The following is a 20795-nucleotide window of genomic DNA, read 5'->3' as shown; positions in this document are numbered from 1 at the left end:
GATGATGGCTTTATGAAACATAAATTCTGGCGCTTAGTCAATATAGAATTTTCATTCTATTAGTGTTCCTGGGCATTCCGCCGCCGCTTTTCAGCGACAGCGACGGTCAGCGCCATGGCAAAGGCCATGCTGGCCGAAAGGGAACGGAATCCGGCATGATCGGCCTCGACCAGTTCGAACCAGACCTTGGACGATTCCGCCAGCGGCGAGAAGGCCGAGTCCGTCAGCGACACGACCGGCACCTTGCGGCCCGCAAGCGATTTTGCCTGATTGACGCTCTCGGACGCATAAGGGGAGAAACTGACGGCAAAGGCTGCGTCTTTCGGGCCGGCCATCGCCAGAATATCGTCATCGATACCGGCCGCCGTGCCAACCATCTGGTATTTCACCTTCAGTTTGCCGAAGGCATAGGCCATGTAGCCGGAGATCGGATAGGAGCGGCGCTTGGCGACAAGATAGATCGTCTCGGCTCCGGCGAGGATATTGACGGCGCGCTCGAAGGCTTCGGGCTCGACGGAGGTGGCGATATTGTCGAGCGATCGGTGGGCCGCGGCGACGAAGCCGTTGAAGATCGACCCGCTTTCGAGCTTGCTGTGATCGTTGGCGCTCAGTGCCTTGAGACGCTCGTCATAACCCGGTGTGCGTTCACGCAGGCGAGCCCGGAAAATCTGTTGCAGACTGGAAAACCCCTCAAAACCGAAATGCTGGGCGAAACGGACCAGGGTCGAGGGCTGAACATCGGCCGACGTGGCGATACTCGCAGCCGTGCCGAAGGCGATCTCATCCGGATGGTCCAGCGCGTAAGCCGCGACCTGGCGGAGACGCTTCGGCAATTGCGCCTTCCGCTCCAGGATCGTCGCCTTCAGGCCGTCGAAATCCTGCGGAACATCGATGCTGTTTTCCGTTTCGGCCATCGGCTGCGGTCTCTTCCTGCGTACGCTGTTTTCAAGACCTTACGTAAAGAATGGAGCGAAGAATAGAATATTCATTCCACCGTTCCAAGTTTTTTTGCACTTTCATCAACTGGCTCCGATGTGCACCCACTCATTGGTTTTCGCCGATTGGTAGGTGGCCGAAACGACCTTCTGGACCTCGTAGCCTTCCCGGAAATCGGTTCCGGGTCTGCCGCCAGTCGCGATCGCCTGCAGGAATTCATTCGCCTCGATGGCCTTCAGGTCGTTGAAGCCGATCTGGTGGCCGGGGGCGACGCAGAAGGCGCCGTAGGGCGGGTGCTCCGGGCCGGCCCAGATGGTGCGGTAACCACGGCTTCGGACGTCGTCGCCGGCGAACCAGACCTTGAGTTCGTTCATCCGCTCCTGCGTGAAGACGATGCTGCCCTTCGATCCGTAGATTTCGAAATCATGCTGCATCTTGCGGCCGGTGGCGCTCCAATTGGCCTCGAAACTGCCGGTCGCGCCGCCTTCGAAGCGCACGAAGGCGCGGGTGATGTCGTCCACCTCGACGGCGCGCATCTCACTCGAGCCGCGTGCGATGGGGCGTTCGGGCACCTGAATGATCGTCTCGGCCAATACCGAGGAGATGGGACCGACGAGATGGCGAAGGGACGCAATAATGTGGCTGCCAATGTCGGCAAGCGCGCCACCGCCGCTCTTCGGATCAAGCCGCCAGCTCCAGGGCGCGGACGCGTCCATCATGAAGTCCTCGGCATGGATGCCGCGCACCGAGCGGATTTCGCCGATCTCGCCGCTTTCGATCAGGTCCTTCGCCAGGAAGATCATCGGGTTCTTCAGATAATTGAACCCAACCTGCGTGACGACGCCGGCCTTTTCCGCCGCGGCAACCATTTCGGCGCATTCGGCAACGGTCGGTGCGAGCGGCTTTTCACAGTAGACATGTTTGCCGTGGGCGATCGCGGCCAGTGCCATCTCCTTGTGCAGCAGATTGGGCGTGGTGATGTCGATGATGTCGATAGCCGGGTCGCTCAGCAACTCGCGCCAGTCCGCGGTCGCGTTGCGGAAACCCAGATTGCGGCGTGCCTTTTCGGCGCCATCGAGCGAGACGTCGGCAACCGAAACCAGGTCAAGTTCAAACGGCAGGTCAAACACCCTTGCCGCGACCGTGAAGCCCAGCGCATGCGCCTTGCCCATGAAACCAGTGCCGATCAAGCCGACGCCGATCCTGCGTTTGCCACTCATCTGTCAATTCCTCCCAGCACTGCGTTGCGGCTTCGGGGCCAGATGAAATGTTTTTTACATTGCATGTCAATATGGAATTTTTGTTCGAATATTGCGAAAGCCCGTTCCAAGCGGAACAGAAACACCGGGGAAAAGGCGATAGATTGTGCAGGAAGATGTGGAAATGATCCTGTTCGTTAACGCATTTTTACCATGTTCGGCCGGATGATCGGCAAATATCATGGTTAACGAACCATCAAGGCGGGCCATCCCCGCAACCCGGAGTATCTTTTATGTGCCGTTGGGCAGCCTATCGCGGAGAGCCGCTTTATCTGGAAGAACTGGTGTCGTCCCCGGCGCATTCCCTGATCGAGCAATCCCACTGCGCCACCCGCGCCAAGACGGCCACCAACGGCGACGGCTTCGGCATCGCCTGGTACGGCGATCATCCGGAACCCGGCCGCTACCGCGACATCCTGCCCGCCTGGTCCGACTGCAACCTCAAAAGCATCGCCCGACAGATCCGCTCGCCGCTGTTTCTCGCCCATGTGCGGGCCGCAACCGGCGGCGGCACGCGGCGCGACAATTGCCATCCTTTCATCCACGGCCGCTGGTCCTTCATGCACAACGGCCAGATCGGCGATTTTGACCATCTGCGCCGGCCGATGGAGGCGATGCTCGACAACGATCTCTACGCTGCCCGCACCGGCTCCACCGACAGCGAGCTTCTGTTCCTGATGGCGCTGCAATTCGGCCTTGAGAGCGATCCGCTCGGCGCCATCGCGGAGACGCTGGCCTTCGTCGAGCGCCTGGCCGAGCATCTGGAGCGCAAGGTTCTCGTCCGCTTCACGGCTGCCCTTTCGGACGGCCATGATCTCTACGCCGTGCGCTACGCCTCCGACTGGAAGGCGCCGACGCTTTACGCCGCCCCGATGGGGCCGAGCGGCGGCTACTGCCTCGTGTCCGAACCGCTCAACGACGATGACAACGCCTGGGTGGAAATTCCGGACGGCACGGCGGTCATCGTTGGCGAAAACGGTGTCGACGTCCGCCTGTTCGGCACGCAGGGTGCCGCACCGAGCGCTGATCGCATGGGCCGGGCAGCGTCAGGAAAAATGTGACGCGATCAGCCGGCCGAGCCGTTCGGCTACCGCCTGCTTGTCCATGTCCGGCCAGTCCTCGTCACCGGTCTTGCCGATGACCTTCACGGTGTTGCGGTCGCCGCCCATGATGCCGGTGTGGGGCGAGACATCGTTGGCGACGATGTAATCAGCCCCCTTCCTCTCCAGCTTGGAGCGGCCATTCTCAGCAACATTCTGCGTTTCAGCGGCAAAACCGACGACCAGCTTTGGTCGCTTGGCATGGTGGCCGACGGTCTTCAGGATATCCGGGTTTTCGGTCAGCTGCAGTGGCGGTGGCGCTTCGCCGGGCTTTTTCTTGATCTTGTTGCCAGCAGCACTCGCCACGCGCCAGTCGGCGACGGCGGCGACCATCACGGCAATATCGGCGGGCAGCGCTGCAATGACGGCGTCGCGCATTTCTTCCGCGCGCTCGACACGGATGACCGACACACCCTTCGGATCGGCGATCGTCACCGGGCCGGAGACCAGCGTCACGTCGGCTCCGAGCCGGGCCAGCTCTGCGGCAATCGCATGCCCCTGCTTTCCTGACGAGCGGTTGGCGATGTAGCGCACCGGGTCGATCGGCTCATGTGTCGGGCCGGAGGTGACGATGGCCTTCTTGCCCGCCAGCGGTTTCCGGCCGGTGTCGAGCAGCGCTTCGGCGGCGGCCGCGATCTCCAGCGGTTCGGCCATGCGGCCTTCGCCTTTTTCGCCGCTTTCGGCCATTTCGCCGGCGGCCGGGCCGATGAAGCGGATGCCGTCGGCAACAAGCGTCGCATGGTTGCGGCGGGTGGCCGGATGCGACCACATCTTCGGGTTCATGGCGGGGGCGGCGAGAACCGGCTTATCCGTTGCGAGAAGAATGGTGGAGGCCAGATCGTCGGCGAGGCCGTGCGCCATCTTCGCCATCAGATCTGCGGTGGCGGGCGCGATCAGGATCAGATCACAATCGCGGGCAAGCCGGATATGGCCGACATCCTGCTCGTCCTCCCGGGAAAACAGATCGGTAAACACCCTGTCGGCGGCGAGCGCACCAACGGCGAGCGGCGTGACGAAGGCCTGCGCCCCGGCCGTCATTACCGGGCGGACCGAGGCACCGCGTTCCCGCAGCCGGCGGATGAGATCGAGGCTCTTATAGGCCGCGATGCCGCCGGAGATGATGAGCAGGATGCGTTTTCCCTGAAGTGTCATGACGCCCGTCTTTTTCTGCCTTGTTTATGGCCGGACCGTAGCCGAGAGGCATGCTATGCGCAATCGCCGGACCATTTCCGAAACTCAATGGCCGTGATGGGTGCACTGACCGTGATCGGCAAGCACCTCGATCACCCGGCACTGATCAACGCGGCCGTGGCCACAGCCCTCCACCATCATTTCCAGTTCCGCCTTCAGCGCCGTCAGGCTGCGGATGCGCTGCTTCACCTCTATCAGACGAGCCTTGGCAATGGCATCGGCGGAGGCACAGGGCTGCAAAGGGTTGTCCTGCAGGCTCAGAAGCGTTCGGATCGCCTCGACCTCGAAGCCGAGTTCGCGTGCATGGCGGATAAAGGTGAGGCGGTCGAGATCGGATTGCTCATAGGCGCGCTGGTTGCCCTCGCTGCGGCTGGGCGTCCGAAGCAGGCCGATGCCCTCATAATAACGGATCGTCGGCACCTTGACGCCGCTCTGGCGAGCCGCCTCCCCGATGGTGATCTTTTTCATGATTTTCCCTCTTGCACCTCTAGTCGCTAGAGGATGTAGGAAAGATGCCACGGTTTGACAAGCAAGCGAGCAGGAAGCGGATCATGGCAGAGGCGAAACAGACACGGTATCGGGTTGAGGGCATGGACTGCGCGTCCTGCGCGGCCAAGATCGATACCGCCGTGCGACGCATGCCGGGCGTCGAGGACGTATCCGTGTCAGTGACCGCCGGCACGATGACCGTGCGGCACAATGGGGCGAGCGACCTGTCGGCCATCGCGAAGAAGGTCACGGGTCTTGGCTATTCGGTCTCCCTGCCGGCTGGAAAATCGGTGAGACCGGTTTCCGAGCCGGAGCATGCATCCTGCGGGCATGACCATGGACGTCACGAGCACGACCATCACGCGGGTCACAGTCACCCGAACCCTACGGGCCACACCCATTCGGATCACAGCCACGCGGGGCACACGGCTTCGACCAAGAGCGGCCCGCCGCAAGTGGAAGGCGTTCACGGCCACGACCATGGGCCGGCAGCCGGTCCGTGGTGGGCAAGCCGGAAGGGCAAGCTGACCATTTTCTCCGGCGCGGCGCTCGTTGTCGCCTATGCGGTCGGCCATCTCGTTCCGTCGATCGCGCCTTACGCGTTCATCGTTGCCATGCTGATCGGGCTTGTGCCGATCGCCCGCCGCGCCATCATGGCGGCGATGGCGGGCACGCCGTTTTCCATCGAGATGCTGATGACGATTGCCGCTGTCGGCGCCGTCATCATCGATGCCGGTGAAGAGGCGGCGGCCGTCGTGTTCCTGTTCTTGGTCGGCGAACTGCTGGAAGGCGTGGCGGCAGGCAAGGCACGCCAAAGCATCCAGTCCCTGACGGCGCTGGTGCCGAAGGAGGCGTTGCTCGAAGAGAACGGGCAGACGCGCACGGTTCCGGCCGAAAGCCTAGCCGTGGGCGCCATCATTCTCATCCGCCCCGGCGACCGCATCTCTGCCGACGGGGTGATCCTTTCGGGCGAAAGCGCCATCGACGAAGCGCCCGTGACCGGCGAAAGCACGCCGGTACGCAAGGGCGTCGACGACAACGTTTTCGCGGGCACGATCAACGGCGACGCCGCCTTGCGCGTCCTTGTCACGGCGGCCGCCGCCGACAACACCATTGCCCGTGTCGTCAAGCTGGTCGAGGAGGCACAGGAATCCAAGGCGCCGACGGAGCGCTTCATCGACCGATTCTCCCGCTACTATACGCCGGGCGTGGTGGTGGTCGCTGCGCTGGTCGCAGTTATTCCGCCGCTGTTGCTCGGCGGTGCCTGGGCCGAATGGGTCTACAAGGGACTTGCAATCCTGCTCATCGGCTGCCCCTGCGCGCTGGTCATCTCGACGCCGGCGGCCATCGCCGCATCGCTTTCTGCCGGCGCACGGCGCGGCCTGCTGATGAAGGGCGGTGCCGTGCTGGAGACGCTGGGCACGATCAATGCGGTGGCGCTCGACAAGACCGGAACACTGACGGAAGGTAAGCCGAAGGTGACCGATATCATTGGCTTTGGCAATTCGGAAACCGATGTCCTCACCTACGCGGCGGCGCTGGAAACCGGATCGAGCCATCCGCTCGCCAAGGCGATCCTGGACAGGGCAACCGCAGACAAGCTGCGGATTCCGGCTGCTTCCGACGCGAAGGCGCTGGGCGGCAAGGGCGTGACGGCGACTGTCGACGGCAGATCGGTCTTCCTCGGTTCGCCGCAGGCGACCGGCGAATATGCGGCGCTTTCGGCCGAGCAGACTGCGCGCATCACCGCACTCAACGACGAGGGCAAGACGGTGTCTGTGCTGATCATTGGCGATACGCTGGCAGGCGCCATTGCCATGCGCGACGAGCCGCGCGCGGATGCGAAATCCGGGCTGAAGGCGCTGACAGATGCCGGTGTCCGGATCGTCATGCTGACGGGCGACAACAGGCGGACGGCATCGGTCGTCGGGAGTGAACTCGGCATCGAGGCACGGGCCGAGTTGATGCCGGAAGACAAGCAGCGGATCGTCGGCGAGCTCAAGCGCGAGGGTCTAATCGTGGCCAAGGTCGGTGACGGGATCAACGACGCGCCGGCGCTGGCGGCAGCCGATATCGGCATCGCGATGGGCGGCGGCACCGACGTGGCGCTCGAAACCGCCGATGCCGCTGTCCTTCACGGAAGGGTCGGCGATGTCGCCGAGTTGATCAAGCTGTCGAAGCGCACGATGGGCAATATCCGCCAGAATATCACCATCGCCCTGGGCTTGAAGGCTGTGTTCCTGGTGACGACAATTGCCGGCATTACCGGGCTCTGGCCGGCAATCCTTGCCGATACGGGAGCGACGGTGCTGGTGACGATCAACGCTCTCAGGCTGCTGGCGCCGGCGCAGAGCGCCTGACATCAGGTTTCCGTCGGTACCGGCGCCGCCAAAACTCAGTCCCGCTTGGAAACCATCGCCTTCAACCGGTCGACATCTCCAGGAGCAAGCCCTTGTGGATCGGTCACGGCCATCCAGGCGTCGACATAGTGTTCCGGCGCATAGACGTGGCCGTAACCCATCGGCGATGTCGTCGCCATCGCCATGTCGAGCGCCAGCTGCAGCATGGTGACGACCGGGTACCAGGTGAGATCGGGCGAGACATCCAGGCCCCGCGGCTGTTTCATCCAGTCCGGCTCGCGATAGAGCGCATGAAAATCGAAGAAGGTCACGGGGTCGCTCGCATATTGCAGATAGACGATCCGCATCGGCCCCCACTGGGCACCGGAAATGTCGAGCGCATTCTTCTGCGCGGTGAAGCGGATGACGGAGCTGTCGCGGAAACGCGGAAGCCAGGCGGGCGAGCCTGGATCGCGCCCCGCCGTCACCGATCTCCAGCCGGCACTCTCGAAGGGCGGGCCGCTCCAAAGTGCACCCTGGAAAGGATCGCCGATGACGTCGAAGAGATCGGCCGAGCGTTCCGAATTCAGAGCACCGAGGCTCAGGCCATGCAGGTAGAGTTTCGGCCGTTTGTCCTTCGGCAGCGTCGTCCAGTGGTCATAGACTTGCCTGAACAGCGCTTCGCCCGCCTCGGCGCCATAACTCGGCTCAACCAGCAGGGAGAGCCAGCTCGTCAGATAGGAATATTGCAGGGCGACGCTCGCGACATCGCCGCGATGCAGATATTCGACCGTATCCATCGCCGCCGGATCGACCCAACCGGTTCCAGTCGGCACGACCACGATCAGGATGGAGCGCTCGAAGGCGCCGACGCGCTTGAGCTCGGCCAGTGCAAGAGCGGCCCGTTCCTTTGCCGTTTTGGCGGCGTTGAGGCCGACATAGACGCGGATCGGCTCAAGCGCCGGCTGACGGAGAAACGTGCCGATCTTTTCCCCGGTCGGCCCCGAGGCGACGAACTCGCGGCCGCGAAATCCAAGATCGCCCCAAGGGATCAGCGAGGCGGTACTGCCAGTCTTTGAGGGATCGGCGGGCGGCGCAAGGTCGCTGTCGATCAGTGCATCGAGCTCGCGGAAGGAGGAATCGGCAAGGCGCAGGGCGGCCTTGAACAGCACCCCATCGGCGATCGACCAGAAGAGCGCAAAGGCCAGGAGGATGCCAAGAACCCGCGCGACAGGCTTCGGAGTGACACGCTCGAGTTTGCGCGACAGAAAGGCGAACGTCATCGCAAAGAGGCGGGCGAGCGCGACGAAAAGAAGGAAGACGAAGAAGGCAATGATCGCAAGTTCCACCGGTTCGGCCGTTTGCACCGGTTCGAGCCCCATCAGGCTGCGGACCGAGTTCTGCCACCGGGAGGCCTGCCAGAGGAAGGCGATCGCAGTTGCGCCAGCGACGAGAAGAGCAGCAGCTTTGACACCGCGCTCGACATCGGGCATCACTCCGGGAAGTTCCAGATAGAACCACAGCCAGCGCCCGAAGACACCGAGACCGTATCCGGCGGCGAGCGAACATCCAGATAGCACGCCCTGCATCGGATAGGGCCGCGGGATGAGACTGGGGGTCAGCGATGCGGCGAAGAACAGAATGCCGACAAGCAGGCCGGGCGTCGAAAGCGATGTCCATAGGCGCAACAGGGAATTTCGCATCTCACCCTCGTCGAATGAAGCCTGAACCGGATCGGCGAGCCGGGATCAGCCCTTCTGCGTCTTTCCCCAGAGTTCATAGATATCCTCCTCGCCTTCCGGCCTGACCGGATTGTAGGCGAACGTCATCTGCTGCTCGGCAAAGGGCTTTCTGAGATCGGCGTAGAGAGGGGCGGAGGTCAGGCCGTAGGGTACGCCGTCCTCGTTGGAATAGGCGTAGGAAATATCGGTGATGCCGGCGAGACGCATGGCTGCGAGGCACATCGGGCATGGGTGGCCGCTGGCATAGACGGAAGCGCCCTTGAGGTCGGGAGACCCGCGCTTCATGGCGGCCCCGCGCACCGCGACAAGCTCGGCATGGGCGGTCGGGTCGTTGGTCGACATCACGCCGTTGACGCCGATTGCGACCACCTCGCCATCGATGACCAGCACGGCACCGAAGGGACGACCGCCCTTGCGGACGTTGTCGCGGGCAAGCGCGATGGCTTGGGTCATGAAAAGGTCGCCATCCGGCATGGGGCTCTCTCCGTTCTCGCTCGTGCCAATGGAACCGATTGCGGGATCGGCGTCAACCTTCGCGAGTGGAAAGGGAAAGCGCGCGCGGCGGCGAATGGGTCCTAGGGGAGGCCGCCCCAATCTCGCCATGGAGTATGGAGGAAGGAAGGTGGACGCGGCCGTGATCAGACCGACGCCAGCGCCACGGCCGGCTGCAGACGGGACGCGTTATAGGCGGGCAGGTAGCCGAAGACGAGGCCCGTCAGGAAGGCGCTGGCGAAGGCGAGGATGACCGGACCCGGCGCGAAGCTGACGGCGATGCCGAAAGCCTGCGCGACGGCGCCGATGGATAGGCCGAGACCCACGCCGATCAGCCCGCCGAGCGCGGAGACGACCAACGCCTCGACGATGAACTGGGTGAGGATATCGCGGGCCCGCGCGCCGGTTGCCATACGGATACCGATCTCGCGGGTGCGCTCGGTGACGGAGACGAGCATGATGTTCATGACGCCGATGCCCCCGACCAGCAGCGAGATCGCCGCGATCGAGCCGAGGAAGACCTTGAGGATGTTGGAGGTCTCGGTAAAGGTCTCGCGGATCGCCGCCATATTGACGATCTGCGTATCCTGCCGCTTGTGGCGCTCGTCGAGCAGGGCCTGGATCTGCTCCTGCGTGACGTTGATGCCGCTGTCGTCCTTCACCTCCACGGTAATCGAGCGGACGTTCTTTGCGCCGAACAGGCGCAGGTTGCCGGTGGAAAGCGGCACGAGAACGGTGTCGTCCTGGTCATTGCCGCCGGCGCTGGCACCCTTCTTCGACATGACGCCGATCACCTGGAACGGAATATTCTTGATCAGGATGTACTGGCCGAGCGGATCGGCTCCGTCCGGAAACAGGGCATCGGCGACGGTGCGACCGAGGACAGCTACGGTGGCATAGGCGTCCATATCGGATTGTTCGAGGAAGGCGCCGTCCTCCAGCGCCCAAGACTTCGCCTGCGGGAATTGCGGCACCGTGCCGTTGACGGTGGTCTGGGTATCGAGATTGCCGGCGCGCACCGTCAGCGTGCTCGACATTTCCGGCACGGCGAAGCTGATGTTCGGTAGTTCCAGAATGGCATCTGCATCGGACGGGACCAGCGAGACGATGCTGCCCCCTTCCCCACCGCGGAAATTGGCCATATTGGGCCGCACCACCAAGAGATTGGACCCCATGGCCGCGATGCGGTTCAGCACCGAATCCTGCGCGCCGGTGCCGATGGCAAGCATGGCAACGACAGAGCTGACGCCGATGACGATGCCGAGCAAGGTCAAGATGGTGCGGAAAAGATTGGCCCTGAGCGCACGGAACGACATGCGCACGGCCTCGGCCACGTCGGAAATGATCGCGGCTTTGCCGGCGGCTCTTGCCGATAATGTCGGCTTGGTCCGGCCGATCCGCCTGATATTGCCGGGGATGCGGTCGGCGATGATGAGGCCATCGCTGATTTCGATAACACGGTCGGCGGATTCCGCAAGTTCCGGCGCATGTGTGATGATGATGACCGTATGGCCCTTATCGTTCATCTGCCGCAAGGTGGCCATCACCTCCTTACCGCTCTGGCTGTCGAGCGCACCGGTCGGCTCGTCGGCCAGAATGATCTGGCCGCCATTCATCAGCGCACGGGCGATCGAGACGCGCTGCTGCTGGCCACCGGAGAGCTGGTTGGGCAGATGGTCGAGCCGGTCGCCAAGCCTGAGTGACTTGAGCAGCGTCTCGGCCCGGTCGCGCCGGTCACGCGCCGGCATGCCGGCATAGATGGCGGGGATCTCGACGTTTTCCTGCGCGGTTGCCGTCGGCACCAGATTGTAGCTCTGGAAGACGAAGCCGAACATCTGGCGGCGGCGCGCGGCCAGCTCGTCGGCGTTGAAATCCGAGACATCCTCGCCTTCCAGCAGATATTGGCCACCCGTCGGCGTATCGAGGCAACCGAGGATGTTCATCAGCGTCGACTTGCCCGAGCCGGAGGCACCGACGATGGCGACAAACTCGCCCGGCTGGATGTCGAGCGAGACGCCGCGCAACACCTCGACGGCAACGTCGCCATTGACGAAGGTCTTGCGGATATCCTTGAGCGAGATGAGCGCGGTCATGGGCGCGACCTTAGAACATTGGCGGCATGCCGCCCATGCCGCGTCGGGAATTGGACTGCTTGGACGAGGACGCCGCCTCGTCCGTCGAGCCGGTGCCGACCACGACGGCGTCGTCTACGGAAAGACCCTGCTTGATCTCGACACGCACGCGGTTGCGGATGCCGGTCTCGATCTTGCGGGTCTCGCGGGCTCCGGAGGCGGTGACGACGGTGACTTCGCCGGACTTGTCATCAGCACCGGAGCGGACCGCTGCAACGGGGATCGTCAGCACGTTCCTGGCCGATGACTGTACGAAGAAAACCTGCGCCGTCATGTTCATCATCAGCGTCCCCTTCGGATTGGGCACGTCGAACAGGGCGTAATAAAGCACGACGTTGTTTTCGGTCGACGGCGTCGGCTTGATCTGGCGCAGCGTGCCGGGGTAGCGCTTGCCGGGCTGGCCGAGCAGCGTGAAATAGGCGTCCATGCCCATCTTCAGCTTGCCGACGTCTGCTTCCGACACCTCCGCCTCGACCGTCATCGTCGAAAGATCGCCAATTGTGACGATCGTCGGCGCCGTCTGGTTGGCGTTCAGCGTCTGGCCCTCCGTCGCCGACGTATCGACGACCGTGCCGGTCATCGGTGCATAAATCTTGGTATAGCCGAGGCTGATGCGGGCATCTTTCAGCGTCGCTTCCTGCTTACGGATCTGTGCCTTCAGCGCATCCACATTGGCCTCCGCCGTCGCAAGTGCCGCGACCGCCTCGTCGAGCGCCGACTGGGCGGCACTATTGCCTGCGACAAGCGCGCGCTGACGCGTCAGATTGGCCGCGGACAGGACGACCTGCGCGTTCTTGTCGATCATCTGGGCCTTGAGATTGGCAAGCTCGGCCTCGGCGATCTCGATCTGCGTCTCGATCGAGGCGCTGTCGATCTCGGCGATCAACTGCCCCTGCTTGACGCTGTCGCCGATCTCGACCTTCAGGCTTTTCAGCTGGCCGGAGACCTGGGCGCCGACGTCGACATCCTTGATCGGGCTCAAGAGCCCCGTTGCCGTGACGCTGTTTTCGATATCGCCGCGCAACGGCGCCTCGGTGACGACGGCGTCGGTGGCGCTCTGTTTGCCATAGGTCGACCAGCCGTACCAGCCAGCGCCAACGACAGCGATCAGAACCGGCAGGATCAGCCACCACCGCCTCGATCGGGCCTGTTTCTTGCGTGCTGGCGCAGGCTGAACAATGGGTTCATCATCCTCGACGATCGCGGGGGCAATTTTCCGGGTGGCATCCGCCATTCAAGCAACTTTCAGACTATTTTGACATCGGGCCGAACAATTCCCGAACTAACTAGGTTGCAACTACGCCTTAATGAAGTCCAGCAGCATGAAATCTTTGTAATGTTTCCTGTTTTTCGTTTCATAATGTTTCCGCGACCAGCCTCTTGTCTTCAGCGCCAGGCATGCAACGAAAAAACCGGCGGTGGGAACCGCCGGTTTCGCCAGTGCTGCTCTGCCGGGGAGGCCGGATCAGTTGCAGACCCTGATGCGCTTGACGACCAGGTTGCCGTAGTAGTCGTACTCGCGGACCTTCTTGATCCAGCAATGGGGCTCGTAATAGCTCTTGTAGTAGTGGCGCTTGTGACCGTAGTGGTGGCCGCCGTAGTAGCCGCCGTAATCGTGATAGCCGCCGCCGTAGTAACCGCCGGCCTGGGACGGAGCTGCGAAAGAAAGAGCCGCGCCAGCGGCAACGATGGAAGCGATGATCAGTTTACGCATGGTGGTCTCCTAGGGTGTTTGGCTGGATGAGCCCGCCTCATCCTTGAGAAGGACAATCTCACGACTGCGGAAACCGCGCAGTTCCCAATGGAACAGGCTGCCTGCGCTTATGATTTTCTGATCCGAGCCATGGCCACGACATCCGCAAATTTTCCGTCGCGGAAGGCATAGGCCCTGTGAACACCCTCGGCTTCAAAGCCGACCGCCTCATACAGCGCGATGGCCGCCGCATTGTCGGTAAAGACGGTCAGTTCGATGCGCATGATGTTCAGCCATTTGTCTGCGGCATCGAGAAGTTCCAACATGAGCGCCTTGCCGATACCCTGCCTTCGATGATCGTCGTGGATGCTCATGCCGAGCACGGCCGCGTGGTACCGACGATCCCTTTGCCGATGGAGACCGGCGGCTCCCAGGATGATCCCGCTTCGCTCGGCAACAAGCTGCAATCCGCCATCCGGCGGCGCCTCCAGCCATGTCCGGATCTGCTCGGGCCTGGTGTGGGGCAGGCGCAATGTGCCGTGCCGCACCCCGGGAAGGTTCATGATGGCCGCAATCTGCTCATAGTCGTTGGGACGCGAGGCACGGATGTGCAAAACGTCGGTCAACGGCGGAGCGGGTGTTGGTTCAGTTTGCTTCATGACGATCCTCGTCTTTGATCCGAGGAAGGAAGAAGCGCTGTGACCCTACCTGCCTCGGCAGGGTCCACAGGATGAAAGCGCTCTTAGCCCAGCACCGATCCTGCGCACCCTTGAGGGTACATGCAGGTCATCACAAGGTGCGTGGTCGCGCGTTTCATGATCCGGACTTTAACCGCTCTTGCCACAAACGCAAGGACAAGCCCTCAGAAGGCCCGCCAGGCGATATAAAGCAGCGTCAGCGCAATGACCCAGAGCGCCAGGCGGCCGGAGCGGCTGTGGCGCGCTTCCGAACGGCCGATCGCCTCGGCGGTCTCCTCGTCAAAACGCAGGCCGTTTTCGGCCATGCCCGTCAGGTCGCGAGAGAACCTCTCCGTTTTTGCCGCTATCTCGGGTGCTGCCTCTGCAAGCCTGAGGGCCGCATGAAGCCCATCCCGCACGTCGGAGACGATCCGTTTGGGGCCGAGATTGTCGCGGATCCAGGCGCCGACCACTGGCTCGGAGGCCTTCCACATGTTGAAGCGCGGATTGAGCGTGCGGGCCACGCCTTCGACAACGACCATGGTCTTCTGCAGCATGACCAGTTCCGGCCGGGTCTGCATGTCGAAGAGCTCGGTGACCTCGAACAGCAGCGTCAAGAGCTTGGCCATCGAGATGGTTTCGGCCGGCTGGCCGTGGATCGGCTCGCCGATGGCGCGGATCGCCTGGGCAAAACTTGCGACATTGTGATGACCGGGCACATAGCCGGCCTCGAAATGCACGTCGGCGACACGCCGATAGTCGCGGGTGATGAAACCGTAGAGGATTTCGGCGAGGAATCGGCGTTCCTTCTTACCGAGACGACCAACGATACCGAAATCGACAGCGACGACCATGCCTTTCTGATCGACGAAAAGATTGCCCTGATGCATGTCGGCATGGAAGAAGCCGTCGCGCAGCGTGTGGCGCAGGAAGGACTGGATCAGCGTATCGGCAAGCCCGTTCAGGTCATGCCCCGCGCGGCGCAGGCCCTCGACATCCGACATCTTGATGCCATCGATCCACTCCATCGTCACGACATCGCGGCCGGTACGCTCCCAATCGACCTTTGGCACGCGGAAACCGGGATCGTCGGCCGCATTCTCGCCGAGTTCCGACAGGGCTGCAGCCTCAAGCCGCAGGTCCATCTCGACCTTGGTGGTCTGCTCCAGCGTCTTCGTCACCTCGACCGGACGAAGCCGGCGCGTATTTGGCAGGAAGCGCTCCTGCAGGTGCGACACAAGGAACATCGCCTCCAGGTCATGGGCAAAACGCTGGCGCACGCCGGGGCGGATCACCTTGACGGCGACCTTTTGCTCGACGCCGTCGCGCAGGACCATGGCAGGATGAACCTGGGCAATCGAGGCGGCGGCGATTGGTTCGCCGAAATCAGAATAGAGATCGGCGACCGGGCGGCCGAGCGACCCCTCGATGGCGGCACGCGCCTCCTCCACCGGGAAGGTCGCCATCCGATCCTGCAGGAAGGAAAGGTCTTCGGCGAAATCGGCGCCGACGACGTCCGGGCGGGTGGCCAGGAACTGGCCGATCTTCACATAGGATGGCCCCAGTCGCTCGATAGCGCGGGCAAGCCTGTCGCTGCGGCCCTCCTGTCTGGCACGACGGCGGGCAAAGAGACCGGCAAAGGATTGCGCGACGCCGATCAGAGGCGGCAGGTTTTCCGACGGCAGGGCGGAGATAACCCCCTCGCGCACCAGCACCCAGCCGATCCGGACCAGGCGCGCATAGGCTCCGGGTGTACTCATGATGCCTTGCCGTTGCGCAGGGCGAGGCGCTCAGCGCGCTTCACGAAGGTGGCCATCATGCGTCAGATCTTCCAGGCGGAATGCAGCGCGGCGATACCGCCGGTGTAATTGGTGAAATTGACGCGGGAGAAGCCGGCCTTGGTGATCATGGCGGCGAAATCCCGCTGGTTTGGAAACTTGCGGATCGATTCCACCAGATACTGGTAGGGCTCGGCGTCGCCGGTGACCATCTTGCCGAATTTCGGGATCGCGTTGAACGACCAGGTGTCGTAGACCTTGTCGAGCAGCGGCATATCGACCTCGGAGAACTCCAGAACCAGCAGCCGGCCGCCGCGCTTCAGCACGCGATAGGCCTCCGACAGGGCGACATCGATGCGCGGCACGTTGCGGATGCCAAAGGCGATCGTATAGGCGTCGAAGCAATTGGCCTCGAAGGGCAGTTCCTCGGCATTGGCCTCGACGAAGGTGAGGTTGGGCGTCAGCCCCTTCTTTTCGGCGCGCTCGGCGCCAACGGAGAGCATCGAGCCGTTGATGTCGAGCACGGTTGCATGCGCCTTGCGGTCTGAGGCCTCGACGATGCGGAAGGCGATATCGCCGGTGCCGCCGGCCACGTCGAGAACCTTGTAGTCCTCGGAACTGCGCGGATTGAGCGCCGAGATCATCGCATCCTTCCAGGCCCGGTGCAGCCCCATGGACATGACGTCGTTCATGATGTCGTAGCGCTTGGCGACCTTGTGGAACACATCGTTGACGAGCGCCTGCTTCTCGCCCTGGCCAACCTGGCGAAAACCGTAGGAGGTTTCCATGCCGCCATCGGCAGACGTGCGCTCACCTGTCATTCCGAAATACTCCGTTCCATCACTGTTGCGCCGACCATAGCGAATTCGCTTGATCCACGCTATCTCTCCAAGAGACGCCTGCCTGCGGCATTCCAGCCCTTGCCGGCCTGCTATAGGATATGTACGCGGCGATTGGAATTGCCAAATAAGTTCATTCATTTGGCGTGAAGGAGATATTGATGCCGGAACTTCCCGAGGTGGAAACCGTTAGGCGGGGACTGACGCCGGCCATGGAAGGCGCGCTCTTGGTGCGGGCGGAGCTGCGTCGGCCCGACCTGCGCTTTCCTTTCCCGGCCGATTTCTCCACGCTCGTTTCCGGCCGGCGCATCCTGTCGCTCGGGCGGCGGGCGAAATATCTCCTGATAGACCTGGAGGGCGGGGATGTCATCATTGCGCATCTCGGCATGTCCGGCTCCTTTCGCGTCGAGGAAGGTGCGGCGTCCCAGACGCCAGGCGATTTTCATCATCCGCGCGGCAAGGATGAGAAGCACGACCATGTTGTCTTTCATCTTGTGAGCACCAAGGGGCCAGCCCGCGTGATCTATAACGACCCGCGCCGCTTCGGCTTCATGGACGTCACCAAGCGCGACACGCTCGCAAGCCACGTCTTTTTCCGCGATCTTGGCGAGGAGCCGACCGGCAACGTGCTCGACGCCGCCTATCTCGCCGCGCGCTTTGCCGGCAAGGCGCAGCCGCTCAAATCGGCGCTGCTCGACCAGAAGAATATTGCCGGTCTCGGCAATATCTATGTCTGTGAGGCGCTGTGGCGCTCCGGTCTCTCCCCGATGAGGGCCGCCGGCACGCTGGTCGATTCCAGGGGAAAACCGAAGAAGGCGCTTGTGCTCCTCACCGAGGCAATCCGTGCCGTGGTCGCCGATGCGATCGCAGCCGGCGGCTCGTCGTTGCGCGACCATATCCAGACGGACGGTACGCTCGGCTACTTCCAGCACTCCTTCTCGGTTTATGATCGCGAGGGCGAGCCTTGCCGGACACCAGGTTGCAGCGGAACCGTTGCGCGTGTCGTCCAGGCCGGACGCTCGACATTCCATTGCCCGAAATGCCAGAAGTAGCGGCGCCAGTGGTCTCAGCCCTGCGGCCGCGTTTTCAAAAATAGCGCGTTGACTGAGGCGGTGTTTAGGGTTATATGCCGCCCTCAGTTTGGAAAGCCGCTCCAAGGTTTTCCGATATTGCTCCCGAATTGCTTGGACGACAGGTCGCAGTGACCCGGCACGGCGAATTGGGAGTTTTTGTCAGATTTCGAAGAGAGACACCAAATGGCTAATACAACTTCGGCGAAAAAAGCGACCCGCAAGATCGCCCGCCGCACGGAAGTCAACAAGTCCCGCCGTTCGCGCGTTCGCGGTTTCATCCGCAAGGTCGAAGAAGCCATTGCTTCCGGCGACCAGGCTCTTGCCCAGGCAGCCCTGAAGGCAGCCCAGCCGGAACTGATGCGCGCCGCCACGAAGGGCGTGCTGCATGCCAATACGGCATCGCGCAAGGTGTCGCGTCTCGCGAACCGCGTAAAGTCGCTTTCGGCCTAAGCCGGCTTACTAAAATTTCATCAACGATTTAGCCCGGTCTTGCGACTGGGCTTTTCCGATTCGCACTGACCGCCCGTCGATGCCCAATCCTTGAGCAAGACAACATGTCAGCACAATGACATATTTTTTTTAATAAAATCAGTCATTTGCGCGAGGATGCTCGGACACATGCCGGTCCACCCAAGGCCCGTTAAGGCGCGTGGCGAGTCAAGATATTTTTTATTTTTTTTGTTTTTCGCCAGCTAACTTCCGGGCCAAAAATCAAAGCCCTTGATTCAAAAGCGATTCTCTTGCGCAGGCTTCTGGCCGATGCAGGACACGCTATGAGAGTCAACGCCCAGCTCTTACCGAACCGTAAAAATCACGATTGATCTTGTGTCACGATCCTGCCTAAATGCCTCCCACAGAAGGCGCGGGGGATACCTGTAGACAAGATGAAAAGGCGGCCTTTCAACGGGCTGCGCAGTTTCACTTGAACCTTCTGTAACGGGGTGGTTCCACAACGTTCCATCAATCAGTACAGGGTGTTTTCAGCCGCGCAACATGTTTGCTCGGAATGACACTTTGCTATCTATGATTGTAAACGTGGGTACAACCTCGAGACACCCGATCATGCGTCAGCGACGGCTTTACCGTGCTGCGCAGAGATGGTGGCCGCAATGCGGACGAGGACGCATTCGCAGCAACTGGCCTGCCCTTTTTGTAACGAGGGTCGGGAAAGGCCGGTCGAGGGACGAGGGACTGAACGGAACCGGCATTTACACGAGGGCCGGCACCGGACACTGGAATGAACCCGTGCAAGCGGGACATGCGTTTTGCCTTTAGGCCAAACGGATTTGCACGGAAACCGGACCAAAAGAGGAAGATGAGGATTCCTCTTTTGGCACGGAGAGCGTTTGAATTGGGCGGCATGCCTTTGAACAAGGGCCGTTCACGACAAACATAAAGGCTGACGCCGGCAGCAATGACGGCGTCGCGGAATGATATTGGAAGGCGGCAATATGCTAAGTAATTCGGTGACGGCGGCGATTGTATTCGAAAACGGGGAGAATGGACGTCAGATCGCGGCAAACCCGTCTGGCGGTGCGGCAGCGGAAAAAGGCGAGATGGGCCATAGCGCGCTTTTCGAGCGGGTCAGTGCGCGCTTGAAAGCCCAGGTGGGCGCCGATGTTTTTGCCAGTTGGTTCGGCCGGTTGAAACTGCACTCCGTCTCAAAGAGCGTCGTGCGGCTATCTGTACCGACGACCTTTCTGAAATCCTGGATCAACAACCGCTATCTCGACTTGATCACCAACCTCTTCCAGCAGGAGGATGCGGAGATCCTGAAGGTGGAAATCCTGGTGCGCAGTGCCACACGCGGCGCGCGGCCCGGCCTTCACGAGGATGCCCCGCAGGCAAACCACACCGACACAGTCGCACCGGCAACTGCGCGCCGGGCATCGGCGCAGCCGCTTGCCCATCATGCCGCAGCCACGGTCAGCACTCTTCAGAAGCAGCAGCCGGTCGCGGGACCGTTGTTCGGTTCGCCGCTCGATCCACGCTACACCTTCGAAAGCTTCGTCGAGGGCTCCTCGAACCGCGTCGCCCTTGCCGCTGCAAAGACGATCGCCGAGGCCGGCGCCGGTGCCGTGCGTTTCAACCCGCTGTTCGTCCATTCGACGGTCGGTCTTGGCAAGACGCATCTGTTGCAGGCAATCGCCACGGCGGCGATCCAGAGCCCGCGCGTACCGCGCGTCGTCTACCTGACGGCCGAGTATTTCATGTGGCGCTTTGCAACCGCGATCCGCGACAATGACGCGCTCTCGCTCAAGGAAACGCTGCGCAACATCGATCTTCTGGTGATCGACGACATGCAGTTCCTGCAGGGCAAGTCGATCCAGCATGAATTCTGCCATCTTCTCAACATGCTGCTCGACAGCGCCAAGCAGGTCGTCGTTGCTGCCGACCGGGCGCCGTGGGAACTGGAATCGCTCGATCCGCGCGTTCGCTCGCGGCTGCAGGGTGGCGTTGCCATCGAAATGGACGGCCCTGACTACGAGATGCGCCTCGAAATTCTCAAGCGCCGCCTCGAGGTCGCCCGGCAGGACGATGCCTCGCTGGATATCCCGGCCGATATCCTGAGTCACGTCGCCCGCAATATCACGGCGAGCGGCCGCGAGCTGGAAGGCGCCTTCAACCAGCTGCTCTTCCGCCGCAGCTTCGAGCCGCAGCTGTCGATCGAGCGCGTTGATGAGCTGCTCGGCCATCTGGTCAATGCCGGCGAGCCGCGCCGGGTTCGCATCGAGGACATCCAGCGCGTCGTCGCCAAGCACTACAATGTGTCGCGGCAGGAACTGGTCTCCAACCGCCGCACGCGGGTCATCGTCAAGCCGCGCCAGATCGCCATGTATCTGGCCAAGACGCTCACTCCCCGCTCCTTCCCGGAAATCGGCCGCCGTTTTGGCGGGCGCGACCATACGACGGTGCTGCACGCCGTGCGCAAGATCGAAGACCTGATTTCCGGCGACACGAAGCTCAGCCACGAGATCGAGCTCTTGAAGCGGCTGATCAACGAGTAGTGGACCATCGGGTCCTCATCTGAAGAGGGTTTACCCCCCTGTCCCTC

Annotated in this window: 17 protein-coding genes; 5 read left to right on the top strand and 12 right to left on the bottom strand. The window is 62.2% G+C overall.

The window, feature by feature from the left end; genetic code table 11:
* Positions 1 to 59: 59 nt before the first annotated feature.
* Positions 60 to 914 (bottom strand): MurR/RpiR family transcriptional regulator, encoded by an 855-nt coding sequence (locus WI754_RS06625; protein ID WP_349436893.1) that lies wholly within the window; start codon positions 912 to 914, stop codon positions 60 to 62.
* Between the two features lie 105 nt (positions 915 to 1019).
* On the bottom strand, positions 1020 to 2156 hold the full coding sequence (locus WI754_RS06620; protein ID WP_349436892.1) for a Gfo/Idh/MocA family oxidoreductase: 1137 nt from the start codon (positions 2154 to 2156) through the stop codon (positions 1020 to 1022).
* Between the two features lie 272 nt (positions 2157 to 2428).
* Between WI754_RS06620 and WI754_RS06615 the strand changes: the two genes are divergently transcribed.
* A complete protein-coding gene (locus tag WI754_RS06615) occupies positions 2429 to 3256 on the top strand; it encodes a class II glutamine amidotransferase (RefSeq protein ID WP_349436891.1) in 828 nt (275 codons plus the stop codon).
* On the opposite strand, the gene coaBC is transcribed toward WI754_RS06615, so the two are convergent.
* Positions 3242 to 4447, bottom strand: a complete 1206-nt coding sequence (coaBC, locus tag WI754_RS06610) for a bifunctional phosphopantothenoylcysteine decarboxylase/phosphopantothenate--cysteine ligase CoaBC (protein ID WP_349436890.1) — start codon at positions 4445 to 4447, stop codon at positions 3242 to 3244. The two genes, WI754_RS06615 and coaBC, sit on opposite strands and share 15 nt — an antisense overlap.
* Before the next feature lie 84 nt (positions 4448 to 4531).
* Complete coding sequence (locus tag WI754_RS06605; protein ID WP_037125723.1) at positions 4532 to 4954, bottom strand: helix-turn-helix domain-containing protein; 423 nt, start codon at positions 4952 to 4954, stop codon at positions 4532 to 4534.
* Between the two features lie 83 nt (positions 4955 to 5037).
* Between WI754_RS06605 and WI754_RS06600 the strand changes: the two genes are divergently transcribed.
* The gene (locus WI754_RS06600; RefSeq protein WP_349436888.1) at positions 5038 to 7335 is read left to right on the top strand and encodes a heavy metal translocating P-type ATPase; all 2298 of its coding nucleotides are present in this window, start codon (positions 5038 to 5040) and stop codon (positions 7333 to 7335) included.
* 35 nt (positions 7336 to 7370) lie between these two features.
* Here the strand turns inward: WI754_RS06600 and WI754_RS06595 are convergent, their stop codons facing one another.
* The 8 genes from WI754_RS06595 to ubiE all read right to left on the bottom strand — a co-directional run bounded on the left by WI754_RS06595 (position 7371) and on the right by ubiE (position 16649).
* The gene (locus tag WI754_RS06595) at positions 7371 to 9017 is read right to left on the bottom strand and encodes an alpha/beta-hydrolase family protein (protein WP_349436887.1); all 1647 of its coding nucleotides are present in this window, start codon (positions 9015 to 9017) and stop codon (positions 7371 to 7373) included.
* 45 nt (positions 9018 to 9062) lie between these two features.
* Entirely contained in the window at positions 9063 to 9530 is a 468-nt protein-coding gene (locus WI754_RS06590) for a nucleoside deaminase (RefSeq protein ID WP_349436885.1), read from the bottom strand.
* Between the two features lie 164 nt (positions 9531 to 9694).
* Positions 9695 to 11641 (bottom strand): MacB family efflux pump subunit, encoded by a 1947-nt coding sequence (locus tag WI754_RS06585; protein WP_349436883.1) that lies wholly within the window; start codon positions 11639 to 11641, stop codon positions 9695 to 9697.
* Positions 11642 to 11651: 10 nt separating this feature from the next.
* The gene (locus tag WI754_RS06580; RefSeq protein WP_349436882.1) at positions 11652 to 12914 is read right to left on the bottom strand and encodes an efflux RND transporter periplasmic adaptor subunit; all 1263 of its coding nucleotides are present in this window, start codon (positions 12912 to 12914) and stop codon (positions 11652 to 11654) included.
* A gap of 231 nt (positions 12915 to 13145) precedes the next feature.
* Entirely contained in the window at positions 13146 to 13394 is a 249-nt protein-coding gene (locus WI754_RS06575) for a hypothetical protein (RefSeq protein ID WP_349436881.1), read from the bottom strand.
* A gap of 107 nt (positions 13395 to 13501) precedes the next feature.
* Positions 13502 to 14032, bottom strand: coding sequence for a GNAT family N-acetyltransferase (locus WI754_RS06570; protein WP_349436880.1), 531 nt, complete (start codon positions 14030 to 14032; stop codon positions 13502 to 13504).
* Positions 14033 to 14235: 203 nt separating this feature from the next.
* Complete coding sequence (ubiB, locus tag WI754_RS06565; protein ID WP_349436879.1) at positions 14236 to 15810, bottom strand: 2-polyprenylphenol 6-hydroxylase; 1575 nt, start codon at positions 15808 to 15810, stop codon at positions 14236 to 14238.
* A 62-nt stretch (positions 15811 to 15872) separates the two neighbouring features.
* Positions 15873 to 16649 (bottom strand): bifunctional demethylmenaquinone methyltransferase/2-methoxy-6-polyprenyl-1,4-benzoquinol methylase UbiE, encoded by a 777-nt coding sequence (ubiE, locus tag WI754_RS06560; protein WP_349436878.1) that lies wholly within the window; start codon positions 16647 to 16649, stop codon positions 15873 to 15875.
* Between the two features lie 179 nt (positions 16650 to 16828).
* On the opposite strand from ubiE, the gene mutM reads away from it, so the two are divergent.
* The 3 genes from mutM to dnaA all read left to right on the top strand — a co-directional run bounded on the left by mutM (position 16829) and on the right by dnaA (position 20748).
* Positions 16829 to 17719 (top strand): bifunctional DNA-formamidopyrimidine glycosylase/DNA-(apurinic or apyrimidinic site) lyase, encoded by an 891-nt coding sequence (gene mutM / locus WI754_RS06555; RefSeq protein ID WP_349436877.1) that lies wholly within the window; start codon positions 16829 to 16831, stop codon positions 17717 to 17719.
* Positions 17720 to 17923: 204 nt separating this feature from the next.
* Positions 17924 to 18190 carry a 30S ribosomal protein S20 gene (gene rpsT / locus WI754_RS06550; RefSeq protein WP_037125743.1) on the top strand — a complete coding sequence of 89 codons (267 nt, stop codon included), beginning with the start codon at positions 17924 to 17926 and terminating at the stop codon, positions 18188 to 18190.
* A gap of 1106 nt (positions 18191 to 19296) precedes the next feature.
* Positions 19297 to 20748: a chromosomal replication initiator protein DnaA gene (dnaA, locus tag WI754_RS06545; protein ID WP_349437746.1), complete on the top strand. Its 1452-nt coding sequence runs from the start codon at positions 19297 to 19299 to the stop codon at positions 20746 to 20748.
* Positions 20749 to 20795 lie beyond the last annotated feature (47 nt).

The organism is Pararhizobium sp. A13 (genome assembly GCF_040126305.1).
Taxonomy (GTDB): domain Bacteria; phylum Pseudomonadota; class Alphaproteobacteria; order Rhizobiales; family Rhizobiaceae; genus Pararhizobium.
Note: the sequence above shows the minus strand (reverse complement) of the source record. Positions and strands in the feature narration are given on the sequence as shown.

What these genes read in the sequence shown, in the direction of transcription:
- coaBC (WP_349436890.1), bottom strand. Translation starts at nt 4,447, where the DNA reads ATGACACTTCAGGGAAAACGCATCCTGCTCATCATCTCCGGCGGCATC.
- WI754_RS06615 (WP_349436891.1), top strand. Translation starts at nt 2,429, where the DNA reads ATGTGCCGTTGGGCAGCCTATCGCGGAGAGCCGCTTTATCTGGAAGAA.
- WI754_RS06605 (WP_037125723.1), bottom strand. Translation starts at nt 4,954, where the DNA reads ATGAAAAAGATCACCATCGGGGAGGCGGCTCGCCAGAGCGGCGTCAAG.
- WI754_RS06625 (WP_349436893.1), bottom strand. Translation starts at nt 914, where the DNA reads ATGGCCGAAACGGAAAACAGCATCGATGTTCCGCAGGATTTCGACGGC.
- WI754_RS06620 (WP_349436892.1), bottom strand. Translation starts at nt 2,156, where the DNA reads ATGAGTGGCAAACGCAGGATCGGCGTCGGCTTGATCGGCACTGGTTTC.
- WI754_RS06590 (WP_349436885.1), bottom strand. Translation starts at nt 9,530, where the DNA reads ATGCCGGATGGCGACCTTTTCATGACCCAAGCCATCGCGCTTGCCCGC.
- WI754_RS06600 (WP_349436888.1), top strand. Translation starts at nt 5,038, where the DNA reads ATGGCAGAGGCGAAACAGACACGGTATCGGGTTGAGGGCATGGACTGC.
- dnaA (WP_349437746.1), top strand. Translation starts at nt 19,297, where the DNA reads ATGGGCCATAGCGCGCTTTTCGAGCGGGTCAGTGCGCGCTTGAAAGCC.
- ubiE (WP_349436878.1), bottom strand. Translation starts at nt 16,649, where the DNA reads ATGACAGGTGAGCGCACGTCTGCCGATGGCGGCATGGAAACCTCCTAC.
- WI754_RS06570 (WP_349436880.1), bottom strand. Translation starts at nt 14,032, where the DNA reads ATGAAGCAAACTGAACCAACACCCGCTCCGCCGTTGACCGACGTTTTG.
- mutM (WP_349436877.1), top strand. Translation starts at nt 16,829, where the DNA reads ATGCCGGAACTTCCCGAGGTGGAAACCGTTAGGCGGGGACTGACGCCG.
- WI754_RS06580 (WP_349436882.1), bottom strand. Translation starts at nt 12,914, where the DNA reads ATGGCGGATGCCACCCGGAAAATTGCCCCCGCGATCGTCGAGGATGAT.
- rpsT (WP_037125743.1), top strand. Translation starts at nt 17,924, where the DNA reads ATGGCTAATACAACTTCGGCGAAAAAAGCGACCCGCAAGATCGCCCGC.
- WI754_RS06585 (WP_349436883.1), bottom strand. Translation starts at nt 11,641, where the DNA reads ATGACCGCGCTCATCTCGCTCAAGGATATCCGCAAGACCTTCGTCAAT.
- WI754_RS06575 (WP_349436881.1), bottom strand. Translation starts at nt 13,394, where the DNA reads ATGCGTAAACTGATCATCGCTTCCATCGTTGCCGCTGGCGCGGCTCTT.
- ubiB (WP_349436879.1), bottom strand. Translation starts at nt 15,810, where the DNA reads ATGAGTACACCCGGAGCCTATGCGCGCCTGGTCCGGATCGGCTGGGTG.
- WI754_RS06595 (WP_349436887.1), bottom strand. Translation starts at nt 9,017, where the DNA reads ATGCGAAATTCCCTGTTGCGCCTATGGACATCGCTTTCGACGCCCGGC.